A 15924-nucleotide genomic window follows, 5' to 3' on the forward strand; every position below is an offset into this window, starting at 1 on the left:
ATGGAAATGTTAGATCCATCAAACACAAACCCTGGACTCTTTTTAGTCATAATGGCTACGGCAATTGGTACCATACTTTTTGGTTTTTTAATGGTCGCTTTAATTGCACGATATAAGTTCAAGATTAAAGTTACGGTATCTAGTTTTATAGCTGCAGTTACTTTATCTGTATTTAGCTTTATATGCTTTGGTTCACTTGGTCCGATGGAACCTAAATACAGTACTTCAGTTGTTCAGCTTTATGCGTTGGGCTTACTGGCTGGTACTTTAATATTAAATATAGTTCTTCTGAAATTATTCAGCCCTAAAACTATTGAACAGTTAGCTTTGAAAGGTTTTAATAAGTCAGAAAATGAACAAAAAGAGCATTACAAAAACATCTTAAAAGAGTTTAAATGCATTACTGATTTGGAAGATAAAAACAAGCTTAATAAGCGCAGTTTTAACTTGTTAAATGTTTTTAAAAATAAAGGAAAACAAAATGTTTGATTTTAAGATGAAATCTTTGTGTGTTTTGGCTGTTGCCGGATCTCTTTTAACTGGTTGCGTATCTAGTACTATTGATGGAATGGGTTCTAAACGCAAACAAATCATGTTGTATTCTGAAAAAGAATATCTTCAGCAAAGTACTCAGTCTTACAACAACATCATCACGACTGCTAAACAGCGTGGATTGATTGTGAATAACGCTCAAGTAAATAGAGTAGCAAAACGTCTTATCGCACAAGTTCCACATTATCGAGCTGACGCAGCAAATTGGAATTGGGAAGTTAATACAATCCGAGATAATGAAATCAACGCGTTTTGTCTATCTGGAGGCAAGATCGGTGTGTTGACTGGTTCTATCACAAAAATTAATGCAACTGATGATGAATTGGCTGCACTGATCGGCCACGAAATTGCACATGCTTTACGTGATCATGGGCGTGAAAAGGTAAGTAAAAAGCTTTTAACTGGTTTAGGTGTGCTTGCAGCTAGTTCGGCTGGTCTAGGTGACATGGTTGTATCTGGCACAAGCTTACTAGGCGATTATGGGGTTAACTTACCTGGTTCGCGCAAACTTGAAAGTGAAGCGGATCTTCTAGGTGTTGATATTATGGTTCGTGCTGGTTACAACCCACAGGGCGCAATCAGCTTTTGGAATAAAGTAGTAGCCCAAGAAAAACAGGGCACTAAAATTGATTTCTTATCAACGCATCCTACTTCAGAAAAACGAATTGTAGAGATCCAAGACTACATCAACCAAAATTACAGGAAATAATAAAAGGAGCTGGTTATGGATATTTACACAGTTATCCGAGTGAGCAAAAAGTTGTTTGACCACGGTTATGTTGTAATACCAGAACACAAAGTAGATTTTAAATCGGCTTTACTGCTCTTAAATGAACAAACCGTTGATGATCGATTTCTAATATCTAAAGATATAGTAGGTGCTGAAATCAGAGGGAATTTTGCCTTAATTGAAAAGGAGGGGAAGTTTCAATTGTTCACCAAAGGAATAGATTACTTTTGTTTGAATGTTGAGCCTGAAAAATCCAGTACTGATCCTAAACCTGAAAAAGAGGTAAAAAAGAGTAATGTTGTTCTCAAAAACCGTTATTTATATAAAAGTGGCGTGAAGCAGATCGGGGAGCTGGACACGTACAAGAAAAGAAGCGTCAAGATTACGAATGTAGGAAAACCATTTGTACTAAAACAAAAATTGCATGACGTTCCAGATTGGCTTTTTGAAAAGCTAAAAGACCAAGAGGTATGTTGGATCTATTTTGAATATGCTGAAGAACAATTATCAGAAGCACCAATAGAAACTGCACCAATCAATTTAAAAAGTGACATTGAAAGTTGTGTTAAATACTTTAAGTTACATGGTGAAAAAACAAGAAAAAAACCAATTATCAATGCTGAAGCACCAGGTAACGTAAACCTATTCAGATATTGTGATTTACGGCGCATTGATCAGGAATTAAAAGTCTTATTTGTTTGTAGTGAAAACTATCTTTGGTTACTGGAACAAAATAGACAAGATCCACTACCTAACATCAAATTAAACAATATTAGTTTTGGCGGTTGGATCATTCCCAAGACGACAAACCAAGATATGTTAAATAAGCTAATAATGTTAGATAAAGAATTGAAAACGAATCCAGGTGCTTATCATCTAAGGGATTAAGAAAGGTTTCGGCAAGAAACGCCCCTCAACAAAAGTTCTGTTTCTTGCCTACACCTTAGAGGTCAATAATGAAAACAAAAAGCCATTCCCTTACGAAAGTTCATGACCTTAAATTATCAATAGTTTAATACACCTACAATAAAAAAGTTTTAGTGATCGTGGTGATCTGTTTCAATTACGTCATTATTGTTTGCATTAAACTTAGCTTGCTCTTTATAAAAATTATAGTCGGCATTGTCGTATACAAGCTCTTTTGGGTAAGGGATACCAATTTCATCAAGCTTTAAAGCGTAATAATGCGGTATTGGCTTGGTTGGATTGAAGTATGGTTCAGGGTAGTACTGAGTAACGACTTTAGCGGAGTAGGAGTTAACGAGTTGATCTACATCGCTTTCTATTGTTTTTTGTTGGTCATTGTAATAAGAGTCAACAAGCTCTTTGTCTGAGTGGCTTGCTGCACAACCTGAAAATATTAAAGGTATTAAAATAGCGATAATTCTATAATGTTTCATTTTAAATAGGCTCAGGTGTAGTGTATATTTAATGGAACGTTAAAATACTTTAGATTATACATGACTTTTAAAGATGCTGTAACACCACCTTTTAGCAGAGGAAAAAGAGAACATAAGTTCTTGGCTAAAATGTTAAAATCTGAAAAAGATAAGATTAAGCTTTATACCAAAAGCTTAAGAAAAATTACTTTTAATGAGCTTTTAATTAGAGCAACTTTAATCTTAGTTGTGGTTTTTGCGTTAAGTTTTTGTATCTTTGGCGTATACCTATCTTTGAACGGTTTATTTTCAAAAGATGTGCATTTAGGAATTATTGGCATTATAGGTGATAGTAGTAGAATAATATTATGTACCATCTCAGCTATATTGTGTGCGGTTACAGCCTTCAAATTGTTTAAGAAAGCAAAAATTGACTGGAAAGAACATCAGTCATCAAAACGATATGCCAAAGCAATAACGAAAGAGTACCAGTCATTAAATAATTTGATTTTGGAACAGATTAAACAAGATAAAACAGGCAGTTATTGGCTGAACAGCAAAGAGATCCTGAGCATAACAGAGCAATACGAAGATAACATAAATGAAAACACAAAAGATTATCTGGTAAGTTTTACGCAAGATACGACTAAAAAGTATGTTAGGTTTTACATATATAATAATTCGCATATCTCTAATGGGTATACCAATGTTTTACATATACACTCGACTACTTTAACAATTTATTCACATTGTCTAAGTTATTCGGATTCGTTAAGTGTTAAAGACCTTTTAGCTATTTCTGTTAAAAGTATTTGCATAAATTATTAGTTTTACTATAATACTTTTAAGAACAAAATTTAAATGTTTCTTACGACATTAAAAGAATGGGAGGCTTATAGCTTCCCATTTTTCTTTTTAAAATAACTATTATTTTTCTAAAACATCATTTGCCTTTTTCTCAAAACCCTTAACTTCTGCTAAAAGTTCTTTATTTTGGGCCATTGTGTCAGTAAAGGTCTGTTTCGAGAATTTAATGAATTCCAATGCATCATTGATTGATTGTTCTTTGCTGGGCTTCACGTACTTAGGCAGCTTATTGAATTCAGTATCCACATTTCTATTGATCGCAGAAAAGTCTTTATCAAGCGACTCGAATGCTGCACTGGTTGACTCAAGCTGTATACGTTCAGAAACTCTATGGTCGATGTTTTGGAACACCAGGAACACACATACAAAAACTAAACTAGCAATTAAACTATTTTTTAGAACAACTGTATCCATTTTTAAACCCTTTAACATTTCTTTGATATATTTAGTATAATCACTTCAATGTCTTTAAAACTTTTTTTAAAAAATATGTCTAAAGCCTCTAACGTTGAGCTATTAAACTTTTATAGTCTTGTGGAAGTACCTTTTAAATATGCTCACAAAGAGGTGTTGTTCTCCATTTCTATTTTATATTTTAACGGTAAAACTAAATCATACGTTCATTATCACAAATTTGAAGATGAAGAATTGCAGACTGTTCTAGGGTATGTGGTTTCGGAGAGTCTGGCGTGGACCTTTGGATCTTTGAAAACTGATAAATTCACTGTTAATCAGAATTTTATTTTCAATACAGTGCAAGAAGTTGAAAAATGCCTTAAAGAACAAATAAATGCTGTATATAAAAGCACGGGTATAAATGCTAAGTTTTCCATGCAATATGCCTTAAAGGATAAGCCATCTGCAGAAAACAACGACTTATTAGAGAAGATATTTGCGATTGATAAAATGCTACCATTTGCTTTTACATTTAATATTAACGGCGGTTATGAAGTTGCATTAAAAGAATGTTCGTTAAAACTAATTAATGATATTGGGTTTTTCGCTTAAAAGTCCTTAAACTATTAAATACCACTTCATTAATACTTATTTTTAATTATAATGTGGGGTATTAGTAGTTTTAAGTTAGGTCATTAAGTAGTGAATAAGAAAACCCTTACCATAGCGATATTGTCAGTTTTACTATTTGGTTGTGATAAGTTAGAGCCTTCAAATACTGATACTGCATCTCAAGAAGAACAAATAGATCCCATTGAAAAGAAAGTTGAGGAACAAGTTCGCAAATATGATGAACGTGTTACCACTTACAATCCATCTAACTACAAATTACCTCAATCAAGCCTTTCTACCACCAACCACAAAGTAGCGTGTAATTTTGGTGTAGGGGGAGATCTACCAGCTTTGGCATCAAATGGCATGTTCTCACAGCCGTTATATCGTATTGAAGCTGAGCAGATCATGGATAAAGTTCAGGGCGATGTGATGTATGCCCCTTATTCAATCGCAACATCTGTTGAGGGTGATGTTTTATATGAATCTGAAATTGATAGCTTTGATCGACAGCTAAATACATTACGAAGTTATCAAATTAAATCATCTGAACAAAATATCATTTCGTCATCTGGCTTTTACACCAATTCAAACAAAGCTGTTCGTATGGCACCTATCCGCAGTTACCCGGTTGCTTATGTGAAGCGCTTGGACGGCGATATTGTTTCTACATCTATGTTTAATGATGCATGCGACAAAGAAGTAGGTGTACGTAACTACAAATGGCGCGAAATTGATGTGTCGGGCAAACCATATGCAAGTTTGGCATCCACTGTATCTGAGCAGATTGTTCGGGTGAATCAGTTTGGCATGTTCACCAGTGCATCAAATTTTTACAGCTACTTCAGTAGTGAGTTTGGCAACTTCTTGGCTGCAAATAACAAGTTTAGATCCGCATTGGAGAAATCAGGACGTTTCCCTAAAGGTTCAAAAATCTACGTTCCATCTGAGATTAAAACGTCTGATGAAACACTGGTGATTACGAAGAACCCTGAGCTTGAAATTACAGACTTCCAAAAAGACAAGGTTTTAGAGGCATACAACAAAGAGGCCAAAATGCGGAATCTTGGCCAGATCGTATTCAAGGTCTACAACCTCAAAAACAATACTGTTTTCTATACACCATGGAATGAAACCAAGCACCGTGAAGCGGTCGAGTTTGAACCTATTGTTGTTATCGATGGCAAGGCTTATTCAGCAGTTTGGCATGTTCCTAATACTTTGACATTCAATGATTCGACCAGTGCTGGAAACTTAACGTATTACAACGCTACGGCGCATAACGCATTCGTCAATGCTGTTAAAGGTATATACCAAGGTCAGCAAAGCATGGTTGGTACAGAGCACGAAGATGATACCGAATATTCAATGAAGACTGCAGTTGAATACCAGAAAGCTCAGGCAGAGAAATAATATGGAATTAAGCACTATTGAAAAGAATACCGAAGCTCAAGACATTCAATCTGATGCGTATGACCAGCGTGTACATTCAGTATTGATAGTACCTGAACATGCCCTAAAAAAAATTGAGTCGATGATTTTGGCTACTGGTCATGTACAAAGTGACAGTACCAATCTTTTAGAAGTTTTAAGGCCAATGCCTGAAGAATTCAGAAAAGACGTTGATAACACCGAATTTACAGAAAAAGAAAACGGCGACATCGGTGATGCAGCCGTGGTCATTGTTGATGGTTTGATTCACGACACAAAACGCGGTGTTTGGATCTCTCAAAATTGGGGTTGTGGTAGTCCTAAATTCACCAAGCTTATTCAGGCTGGAGCTGAGCCACCAATTGAACTGATTGGCAAAAATAAGGGGGATAAGTTTAGTGCGACTTTAACGCACGAATTTCAAAAAGCGTATGAGCGAATGGGTTATACCCAAAAACAGGTCGGTTTTATACACATCCTATCAAATGGTGCACCAACGACTTTCTTTAACTACCTGAGTGACGAATTGCTGTGCAAACTGGAATTCATATCAGTAGACAACAACCGTTTAAACGCCTCACAAACTAACTTTTACAGTGCCGTAGAGCGAGGATCTGTTTCAGATTGGGGAGTGAGCTATCACAGAAAACCTTTTAACTTAGAAAATTACCCGATCAATTCTCTATTGGTGTCGGGATTAACAATAACTTTTATTTTGTACCTGATTTACAGCTATCTTTTTGGAGCTTAATAACAAATGAAATATTTAAACAGACCATCTCAAAACCGCGAAAACCATCATTACTTTAATCAACAACAGGGCGACAATAGAAAACAGCACAATCCGAACCATCATCACCACTCTATTAGCTTAAATGATGTATTTCGGTCGTTATTAGCCCTTACTCAACTAGACAAAGACATCCCGACATTGATCAAGCTTTTTGAAGAACAAGGGCTTGAAATATGCGAAACGCGTGTACGCACTTGGTCAACACCCGTGCATATCAACAATAGACCAATACCACACATTATTTTTGTTGGCTTTATGAAATTACTTGAGCGCATCAATGCTGAAGCGAAACTCAAAGATATTAATCTGTTTGATCTGTCAGAGATCTTGGACGATATACGCAACTAACAATTAAGTGGTTTAGCTATGACTGAAGAAATAAATAGTAATGAAAAAAAAGATGGTCCTATTACGGATGTAGGTAAAAAGTTTGCTGGTGCACGTAAAGACAACCCATCACCAGACTTTTCAGGCAACATGAATGGAATTAAGTCTGACAGCCTAGTGACTAAAAAGGAATATTGGCAAAAGCCTGATTTTAGAGCTGATGCCCAATCTGGCCACAAACCTGTAAAACATGCACTATTATTTTCTTTGGTCTATGCAAACTTAACCAACAAGCCTTTAGGGGGTGGTTGGTTTAGCATAGGTCAAAAGCAATGGGATGATGCCTACATTGCTACACTACACTTCTTAAAAAACAAATATGAAAGCTCACACTACGAACTTTTAGAACAACTGACAGACGACTTTAATGCGTACATGACCGTTAAGTTTGGTGCTGGACGAAGTGAAAAAGATATTTTAGAACGCTACTCAGCTGGACGACATACCAATCGCAGAGTTAAACACCCACTATCATTTAGTTCAGACACACAGTTACGCTTAAATAATCTAATCCCTTTAGGATGGCCAGACGATCGTGTACTTGATGCAGATAATTATGGTGCCAAAAAGTTATTAAACACTGAGACTGGTCAATATAAGTGGTATGCCGTTAAATCCATTTCAGCAAAGCGCTTTCAAACACTAGATAATTGGACAGAATACGACACATTCAATGCAGCACTAGAAAAAGTAAAAACATTTTTTCAGCCAATTTTAGATGAACGAGTCATAGAACCCAAAAAAGGACGCGCAAAACCCCCAAAAAGACCGCGCTACGACAGAGTTGAAGTACGCGAGGGTAAGGACCATCGAAAGGGTGAAAACATCGATAGCCAGTTGCTTATGGACTATTTCAAATTTTCTGGAGTCGAGTTCGGTAATTGGGTAAATCAAAAGGAACGTGCATGGTTTCTGAATTGCACGTATGACTCACTAATGGATCTTGTCGAACTTCTAGGTCTACCCGTTACGTTCGCATCTTTAGGCGGTAAGCTAGGAATAGCATTCGGTTCGCGTGGCACAGGCGTTGATAGCGCAGCAGCTCACTTTGAACCAGGTAATATGCTTATTCATTTGACCAAGACGCAAGGTGTTGGAGCACTAGCCCATGAGTTCGCGCACGGATTTGATTGTGTTTTGGCAAAACGAAACGGACTCAATAATAACTTTTTTAGCGAATACTTTCTTTACACCAGTAAAGGGCGTTACTCAGTACAGAATCATCAAGAGTCAGCATACAAACATCTTAAAGATGGCCAGACTGCAGATAAGTTTATCAAGCTGGTTAATTATCTTACTTTTAAGTCAACCAAATACCTTGATTACGAAGAAAGACAAGGCGGTACGGGCTTTATGAATAACGCCATGCACCTAGATCAATCACGGTCAATGTATTGGTCACAGCCAACAGAAATCTTTGCCAGACTGTTTGAATGTTGGGTGACGGATAAGCTGGCTGAAAATGATCAACAAAATGGGTTTTTGGTGCACGGCACAGAAGAGTCGGCAAATAGTTGGAATATGAAGTTAAGCGCATATCCAACAGGCAGAGAACGGGCAATTTTAGTTGATTTGATGGATGATTGGCTAAAAGCATTAGTGAGGTCGTGGACGAAATGAATGCAATCACTAAGACCTCAAAAAAAGAACGGATCTTATTCAATAATCCCAAAGCAACACGACTTTACAGGGAAGCAATAACAGAGCTTATTGCGTTTAAACCTTGGGAAGTTAACGCCACTGAGAATATGCTTACGATCTGCAACACCTACCGCTATGTCGTGAATAAACGTTGTTGTTTAGGGTACGAGTTTTGGTGTTACGACCGAAGCGAAAAAGAATGGGTACGTGTTAAGCCCTCAAGCGGTCGCCACAACTATGGGAAAAACTGGTGCAAAACAAATGACAAAAACAATGGTCTACAAGGCAGTAAAACGAGCAGATTTTGAGTATTCAAACGCAGCGCGTGGATACGTGTATCGGGGAGAGAAAATATCTGATGCTGAAGCGGAAAAACTAAAGCATAAATGGGCTAAAAAAGACCTGATGGACAATGCAAAAAAAGATGGATCGTTCACACCAGAATCATTAGAAATGTTCAAAACCTTGGTGAATCATGTATCACCACGGGAGTTGACCGCCAAACAGCAAGCTTTGACATACCATAGCCTTAAACGCTACACAGATTGCGTATTTAACCTTTATGAAGTCACCGCTAAACAAACACCTCCAGCAAAACTAAAACGACCGTACAGCATGCCTAGACTGGATGGTACGGATAACCCTTGGAACCAAGGCAAACGAGAAAACGATGTCTATATATACAAGGGGATTGAGTACAAAGGCATTGAAGCGGAAACAGCAATGCATAAAGTGGTGATTGCATCAGAATTAACGGCAATTGCCGGATTGGATAATCAGTTAGCGAATCTGGCCAACGAAACAGGTGTAGCGTTGTTTTCAGAATTTATTGAAGTTGCACACCAGAACAATGATTTAAAGGATTTAACATATGTAGTTTTTGATTATGTAAAACATCTAATTGTGACGATTGATCGCTATTTTGATTTAAAACTGAAATCTAACGTGTCGGTCAGTATTTCAGTGAACCGAGTAGCTGGCTATTCAAGGTATAGCATAGTTCAACGGAAATAGACGCACGAACGCAACCAGTGACATTACATGTGTCGTCAATGACAGCTTATGTGTCTCGAACGTGCACGTAATTTTGGATTGATTGGTTTGAATGCAGAAAATGTAAATTATGCAAAGTAACACCATGAATATAGCTGATGATTGTACGGTAGTACGTAGACCGTATCAAAGAATGACGACAGCTAACATGCTTAAGATTTGTTATAATAAACAAATTGTTAGTATCTAAACGACACATGAGCTGTCATTTTTTGGAAATTGCGACTACCCTATTCATTTTAATTCGAACTTTAACTTATGTTCACCTGAAGTCTAGTTAATAAAACTTTTAATAATTTTATTTATTATTTTCAATAACTTATATAAATAAAAAAATAATTATAAATTTTTGGTTCATGAACCTAATGAATTTATTGATACTTTTATAAAATAGAGTTAATTTGTCCGAGAGATATGGGTAGATATCTATTTTTGGTCTTTTTAGTGATTAGAGATATGACCATTGTCATCAAATTTTAAGGAATTCCTTAAGTTTTTTTCTTATAATTCAATAAAATAATTTTGAATACTCAAAAATTAAATGTAATATAAGTCACATTATGAACCGTTAAGTGAAATACGTTTTGCTTAAACGAATGATTGAGTTAGATCATCTAAATGATGATCGTGCTAGAAGACTCAGGTTTTACACCAAAATATTTGGCAGACTTTATTTTAAATACAATCCTAAACTGAATATAAAAAACCTTCGGAGGGCTTATTTGGCCAAACTAACCATCAACCTGAAAAAACTAAATTCTTACGCTAAGTATTTTTTCTAAAAGACACCGTACATATAGCATTACTTTATGTTAATAAAAATTTAGCATCATTTTTGACGCTTATTTGTTGTATGTGCAAAAGCAAGACATTTTAAATAAAGAATCTTTTAATATGAAAGTTACATATCCAGAGACAGGTATATACGAGCACGAACTCAAAGCAATTGATAAGATTAAAAAGGTCTTTGATCGTGGCGAAAAAACTAAAAACTGGCGAGCATATGCTGGTTTTGAATTTATGCATAAAAATGGAAAAAAAGCAGTAGCGAAAGGTAGTTCTGAGAAATTTGAATATGATCTCCTAATTATTACTCATGCAAACATTTTGGTCATTGAATTCAAGGACTGGAACGGTAAGGAAATTACAAAAGTTGCAGGAAAATGGTACGTAGGTAATAAAGAGCAAGATTCATGCCCTGTAGCTAAAAATGTAAAAAAAATGCAAATTATAGTTAATAAACTAAAGGATAAAGTTTCAGAAAAGAAAGCTAAGGGCATTACATTTCATTACCAAAGTGTTTCTCACTTTGTTGTCATGTGTGGTAAAGCAGATTATTCGCGCCTGCCTCCAGAAGATTTAGAGCACATTCTTTCGATAGATGAGTTTATACAATTAGCTCAACAGAAGAATTTTAATAATATGTTCCGCAAGCATCTGGAACGTGATGGTCGCATATATGATATTAAAAAAGAATATCACGCCATTATTGATGAAATTTTTGCGCCTGACCAAATTCAACCACGCTCTTTGATTATTAATAATCATGAACGAGGTGACTTGATCTTACCGCATCCTAAAAAGATTTATAGCGAGTATAAAGCGCATTCATTGACCATCGTTGGTGAAAAATCTTTAATGCGTTGTTGGGATTTTAATGAATTCAAGTTGAGTAACTCAAGAATGAGTCAGCCTCAACATCGATTCAACTTGATCTGCAATGAGCGCCGGGTTTTCCAAAAAATTAAAACAGAAAAGCCTGATCTTTATCAAAGTTGTTTGCACCCGATTACAAACCCAAGTCTTGATGACATGACATCAAAATATAATGAGTTGTATGAGTTGCCTGAGAACAGCTATCGAGTCAACGAATTCATCGGCGCTTATGCTGAGAAAATGTCTGAATCTGAGAAATTGGATTTATTCCAGATTTTGCTTGGTAAATTTAATCACCTACATCAAATGGGAATTACTCATGGTGATGTGGGTGATCATAGTGTGTGGATCTCTTATAAAAAGGAGATATTGCTATCCAATTTTTCGGCAGCAAATGATCAAACACAGCCCTCGAAAATTGACCCTGAACTGGCTAACGAACTCCCATTTTTGAATACAACAGCTCATCTTCCGAATCTTGCGCTGACAGCTGCACAAAAGGATGTGTATTGGTTAGGGCAGTTAATCCTTCATATTTGGAAGAATGCTCGACTGAGCCCACGTTCATTGAAAAAATTTAGTCTTGAGGAGCGAGATCAGAACCACTGGTTAGAGCGTATTTTAACACGAGCTTTGACAGGGAAATATGATAATGCATGTGCAGTATTCCAAGATTTCTTAGCTCAAAAACCTGCTGAACAAGTTAGTTATGAACTTGATGCAGATGTACTGAATCCATATTTAAATCAGACAAATACCTATATCAGTTACCCGATATTTGGCGCGCCTATTGATGCTAACCAAAATTTTACACTCTATGCATCAGGCAACATGTTAGTCAAAACATGGATGGGTAAAGTTGCATCTGCAATGACAACTTATCAAAAGAGTTGTTTTAAGCGATTCTTTGAAGAACTTAAAATGACGCAGGCTCTCAATTTGCCATACCTTCCTAAGATTATTGATTTTGGTTTATCAACTAGCACAGCATGTGTGTATCTAGTAACTGAAATGGTAAAGGGTGAAGCTTGGTCAACGGTTATTGAGGGCTTAACTGAGGATGAAAAAAATGAACTTTCACTTCAGTTATTGCATTCTCTGAAAAAATTTCATGAGCATGGCTTTCAACATGGAAACTTGGATGATGAAAAGATTCTAGTAGATAAAACAAACTTGAAAGTTAGTTTTAATGATTGCTTCCATCCTGAAGTACCACAACCTGATTCTTCTAATGCTTATTTCCCATCTGATATTGAAGATCCAACAGTCATTCAGTGTGACAACTTTACTGCATTGAAATTAATCGCAGATCTATACGATATAGACTTGGCTGTGGATGATGTGGCTTCAATGGATCCTACTTTATCCTGGCTAAATACAGCCTTGAGCATAGAAGGAATGGAAGATCCAAGTGTACGCTATATTGATAATTCTCGCTTTATAGAGGCATTTGAATGTAAGGGTGCTATTGTAAAAGAAGCTCCTCAGATTAGTATTTATACAAGTAAGGTTGAGACGCCCTTTACGATTTATCCCGAAAACGGCAAAGTTTATATCCAACTTGAGGCAGCAAGTGAGGGGGATTTTCGATTTACACTTAGCGGAATCAATGGCATGTTAAAAGGGTTTTATAAGCCCCATGAAAATCAATTAAGTTTCCTTGATTTTGTCAAAAAACAAGACCTGTGGTGGAAGGCTAGTAGGGATGCAGATCTGACTATTGATGTTAGCATTGAAGTCCACCCGATATCTGGGATGAGTAAGCGTGACAACATTGTAGAGTTAAATGACTTCTTAGCAAAAGATCAAAACTTTAAGGATGCTATTGAACAGTTTAAGCAAGCACAGCTCAAAAGGACTCAAGAGAAAGAGGAAACATTACGGGCTCTGCGTGAACAAAAAGCATTACAAGAAGAGATAGGCGATGTTATAGCTACTGATGAGCTTATGGCACAGCCAATGAGTCATCTGCCTACACATAGCCACTTAATTGATATTGAAACGAAAGAGTTGTGGAAAAAAGTCATGGCGACTGAGCGTCATGCACATCCTACAATCACTCTGTCTGAGCCGTTAAAGATAGTTTCGAGCAAACATTTTAAAGATTCAAAGAGTGCTATTGCATACTATGACTCTGCAGAAGATGTTTCAGCTAAATTTTCAAAGACCGATAAAGTCGATGTAATGTGCACTAAAGAAACTGGGGCGGGAGGTGATTACACTTTCTGCATAGGTACGGTGAATATTGCGCAATCAAAAGTCGGAGAATTGTGGATCGATTTTTGTAAAAAAACAAATGAAGTTCCTGAAGAAGCAACACTGTTTCTACAAAGCAAGGCAGATAAGTCATCTAATCGGAAACGTGCAGATGCTCTGACAAATATTCTGAGTAATAAGGCTGTCATTGAAAATCTCGTAGATTACTTTGAACCATCATTAGTGATTGAAGCAAAAGATTATGAGATTGAAGTGCCTGATGAAGATCTAGATCACTATAACAAATACAAAAATGGGGAATTGGTTAAAGCCCTCAATCCATTACAACGTAAAGCGTTCCGTAATGTGCTTAAGTATGGACCTGTATCACTATTAAAGGGACCACCAGGAACCGGCAAAACTGAATTTATCTCTATACTGGCTCACTATCTCTATGATAAACAAAATGTATCTAACATCTTAATTGTTAGTCAGTCGCACGAAGCTGTAAATACAAGTGTTGAGCGTATACGTCAGCTATGCACAGAGTATGACACACCATTAAGTATTGCTCGAATAAGCAATAAAGAGAGTGCTGTGTCTCCTGAATTAAAAGATGTCTATACAGGCTCAATTATTACGAGCCAGATAGAGCTGTTTAAGTCTAATATTAAAGAAAGAGTGCTTGAGCTTGCAAAAGATTTATCACTTGAAGCTGAATACTTGAGCGATCTTTATGAAATCAGAGTCACTATTTTAAATAGTCTTAAATCTGCGTATCAGTCAATCGACCAAGATGATCTTGATCAAAAGTTTAGTTTCTCATTAGAAGAGTATACCCAGGCTTTCAAATCAGCAATGCATAAGCTGAAGAGCATGTTTGACGGAAATCAAGACTTTTGGGATCAACTGGAAGACTGTATCAATGATAAAGAGATAACAGTATTAAACCAGTTAAATAAGATCGACATGATTACGTTCGCAGCACTTAATCAATACTACGGGGTATCTAATGAGGAAGGACTTAAAGCGAAAGCCTTGATCAATATTGCCCTAGATTATGAACCATTAATTGAAAGCCAAAATGCTAATTATGAAAGTTTTCTGGTCAAAACAAGGCAATTAGTCTGTGGCACATGCGTTGGTGTTGGCCAACAAAGTATTGGAATCGCCAATCACGTATTTGATTGGGTGATTATTGATGAAGCAGCACGTTCAATCGCTTCAGAATTGGCAATTGCAATGCAGTCAGGTGCACGTATTTTATTAGTTGGGGATCAAGACCAACTTCCTCCACTATATTCGAGCGATCATATAAAGGCTTTAGCTAAGCAACTTAAGATATCAGATGATGATTTGGAAGATAAATTACAAAGCGACTTTGGCCGTATCTTTAATTCACATTATGGACTAAAGGCTAGTTCAGAACTCTTGTCACAGTACCGAATGAGTCCGAGCATCGGCGAATTAGTTTCAGACTGTTTTTATGAAGGAAAACTTGAAACTGAAGTTGTCGATTCTCGTGGTTTAAGTGATGAAGAGCTGAAAGAAATTAAGTTAAAGCGGATTGTGCCTGATAACTATGCATCCGACATCGTAATAGAATTGAATTCAACAGTTACTTGGGTGGATACTGGGAATGCTGAGCATTTCAAAATGGAGAAAGGTAGTAGTATTTATAACCCACATGAAATTAATGAAATTATCGATTTTCTTCAGCGGATTGACCAAGACAAACTCTTGTTAAATAAATTAGTGCCAGAGCCTGATTCCCTTAAAGAGCCTGCTATTGGTGTAATTTGTACCTATGCTGAGCAAAAAAACCGGTTAAGAAAAGCCTTCTCTTTGTGTGAAGTGTCAGATGCATTGAGATCAATTGTGCGTATTGATACGGTGGATAGTTATCAAGGTAAACAGAATAAGATCATCATTCTCTCAGTTACGCGAAATGATCCAACTAAGTTTCCTGCATTTTTGAAGTCACCAAATCGTGTGAACGTGGCTTTATCTCGCGCAATGGATCGTCTTGTAATCTTTGGTGCGTCAGAAATGTGGCAAGGAGTCAACAGTAACTTACCTTTAGGACGCGTATTAAATTACATCAAGTGCCGTGAAAATCAGACTTTAGAATATCGATATATTTCAAAACGCGCCATTGTCAAAATAGTACAAAACAATCCGCACATTAATAAAAATAGATCAAAAAAATATAGAAAGGCAGGGGTATAACT

13 protein-coding genes are annotated in these 15924 nt (G+C 36.5%); 11 read left to right on the plus strand and 2 right to left on the minus strand.

Annotated elements, in window-relative coordinates; all coding sequences use genetic code 11:
- Genes ACFN7Z_RS18050 through ACFN7Z_RS18060 form a run of 3 tightly spaced genes read left to right on the plus strand, consistent with a single transcriptional unit; the run spans nucleotide 1 to nucleotide 2170 of the window.
- On the plus strand, nucleotides 1-489 hold the full coding sequence (locus tag ACFN7Z_RS18050) for a hypothetical protein (RefSeq protein WP_044432045.1): 489 nt from the start codon (nucleotides 1-3) through the stop codon (nucleotides 487-489).
- Entirely contained in the window at nucleotides 482-1261 is a 780-nt protein-coding gene (locus ACFN7Z_RS18055; RefSeq protein ID WP_044432043.1) for a M48 family metallopeptidase, read from the plus strand. The genes ACFN7Z_RS18050 and ACFN7Z_RS18055 overlap by 8 nt, the downstream gene beginning before the upstream one ends.
- A gap of 15 nt (nucleotides 1262-1276) precedes the next feature.
- A complete protein-coding gene (locus ACFN7Z_RS18060) occupies nucleotides 1277-2170 on the plus strand; it encodes a hypothetical protein (protein ID WP_044432041.1) in 894 nt (297 codons plus the stop codon).
- 149 nt (nucleotides 2171-2319) lie between these two features.
- Here the strand turns inward: ACFN7Z_RS18060 and ACFN7Z_RS18065 are convergent, their stop codons facing one another.
- Nucleotides 2320-2682, minus strand: coding sequence for a hypothetical protein (locus tag ACFN7Z_RS18065; RefSeq protein ID WP_046127683.1), 363 nt, complete (start codon nucleotides 2680-2682; stop codon nucleotides 2320-2322).
- A 60-nt stretch (nucleotides 2683-2742) separates the two neighbouring features.
- Between ACFN7Z_RS18065 and ACFN7Z_RS18070 the strand changes: the two genes are divergently transcribed.
- The gene (locus ACFN7Z_RS18070) at nucleotides 2743-3489 is read left to right on the plus strand and encodes a hypothetical protein (protein WP_044432037.1); all 747 of its coding nucleotides are present in this window, start codon (nucleotides 2743-2745) and stop codon (nucleotides 3487-3489) included.
- Nucleotides 3490-3588: 99 nt separating this feature from the next.
- Here the strand turns inward: ACFN7Z_RS18070 and ACFN7Z_RS18075 are convergent, their stop codons facing one another.
- Entirely contained in the window at nucleotides 3589-3942 is a 354-nt protein-coding gene (locus ACFN7Z_RS18075; protein WP_044432035.1) for a hypothetical protein, read from the minus strand.
- A gap of 48 nt (nucleotides 3943-3990) precedes the next feature.
- On the opposite strand from ACFN7Z_RS18075, the gene ACFN7Z_RS18080 reads away from it, so the two are divergent.
- The 7 genes from ACFN7Z_RS18080 (at nucleotide 3991) to ACFN7Z_RS18110 (ending at nucleotide 15922) form a co-directional block, all read left to right on the plus strand.
- Nucleotides 3991-4536: a hypothetical protein gene (locus ACFN7Z_RS18080; protein ID WP_223213854.1), complete on the plus strand. Its 546-nt coding sequence runs from the start codon at nucleotides 3991-3993 to the stop codon at nucleotides 4534-4536.
- A gap of 90 nt (nucleotides 4537-4626) precedes the next feature.
- A complete protein-coding gene (locus ACFN7Z_RS18085) occupies nucleotides 4627-5949 on the plus strand; it encodes a hypothetical protein (RefSeq protein ID WP_043041615.1) in 1323 nt (440 codons plus the stop codon).
- A 1-nt stretch (nucleotide 5950) separates the two neighbouring features.
- Nucleotides 5951-6718 (plus strand): hypothetical protein, encoded by a 768-nt coding sequence (locus tag ACFN7Z_RS18090; protein ID WP_043041614.1) that lies wholly within the window; start codon nucleotides 5951-5953, stop codon nucleotides 6716-6718.
- 6 nt (nucleotides 6719-6724) lie between these two features.
- Nucleotides 6725-7108, plus strand: coding sequence for a hypothetical protein (locus tag ACFN7Z_RS18095; protein WP_042892771.1), 384 nt, complete (start codon nucleotides 6725-6727; stop codon nucleotides 7106-7108).
- 18 nt (nucleotides 7109-7126) lie between these two features.
- Entirely contained in the window at nucleotides 7127-8767 is a 1641-nt protein-coding gene (locus ACFN7Z_RS18100) for an LPD1 domain-containing protein (protein WP_046127682.1), read from the plus strand.
- 228 nt (nucleotides 8768-8995) lie between these two features.
- The gene (locus tag ACFN7Z_RS18105; RefSeq protein WP_010591556.1) at nucleotides 8996-9802 is read left to right on the plus strand and encodes a hypothetical protein; all 807 of its coding nucleotides are present in this window, start codon (nucleotides 8996-8998) and stop codon (nucleotides 9800-9802) included.
- An 894-nt stretch (nucleotides 9803-10696) separates the two neighbouring features.
- Nucleotides 10697-15922: an AAA domain-containing protein gene (locus ACFN7Z_RS18110; RefSeq protein WP_005005740.1), complete on the plus strand. Its 5226-nt coding sequence runs from the start codon at nucleotides 10697-10699 to the stop codon at nucleotides 15920-15922.
- Nucleotides 15923-15924 lie beyond the last annotated feature (2 nt).

Source organism: Acinetobacter sp. P1332 (assembly GCF_044057475.1).
Lineage (GTDB): Bacteria > Pseudomonadota > Gammaproteobacteria > Pseudomonadales > Moraxellaceae > Acinetobacter > Acinetobacter johnsonii.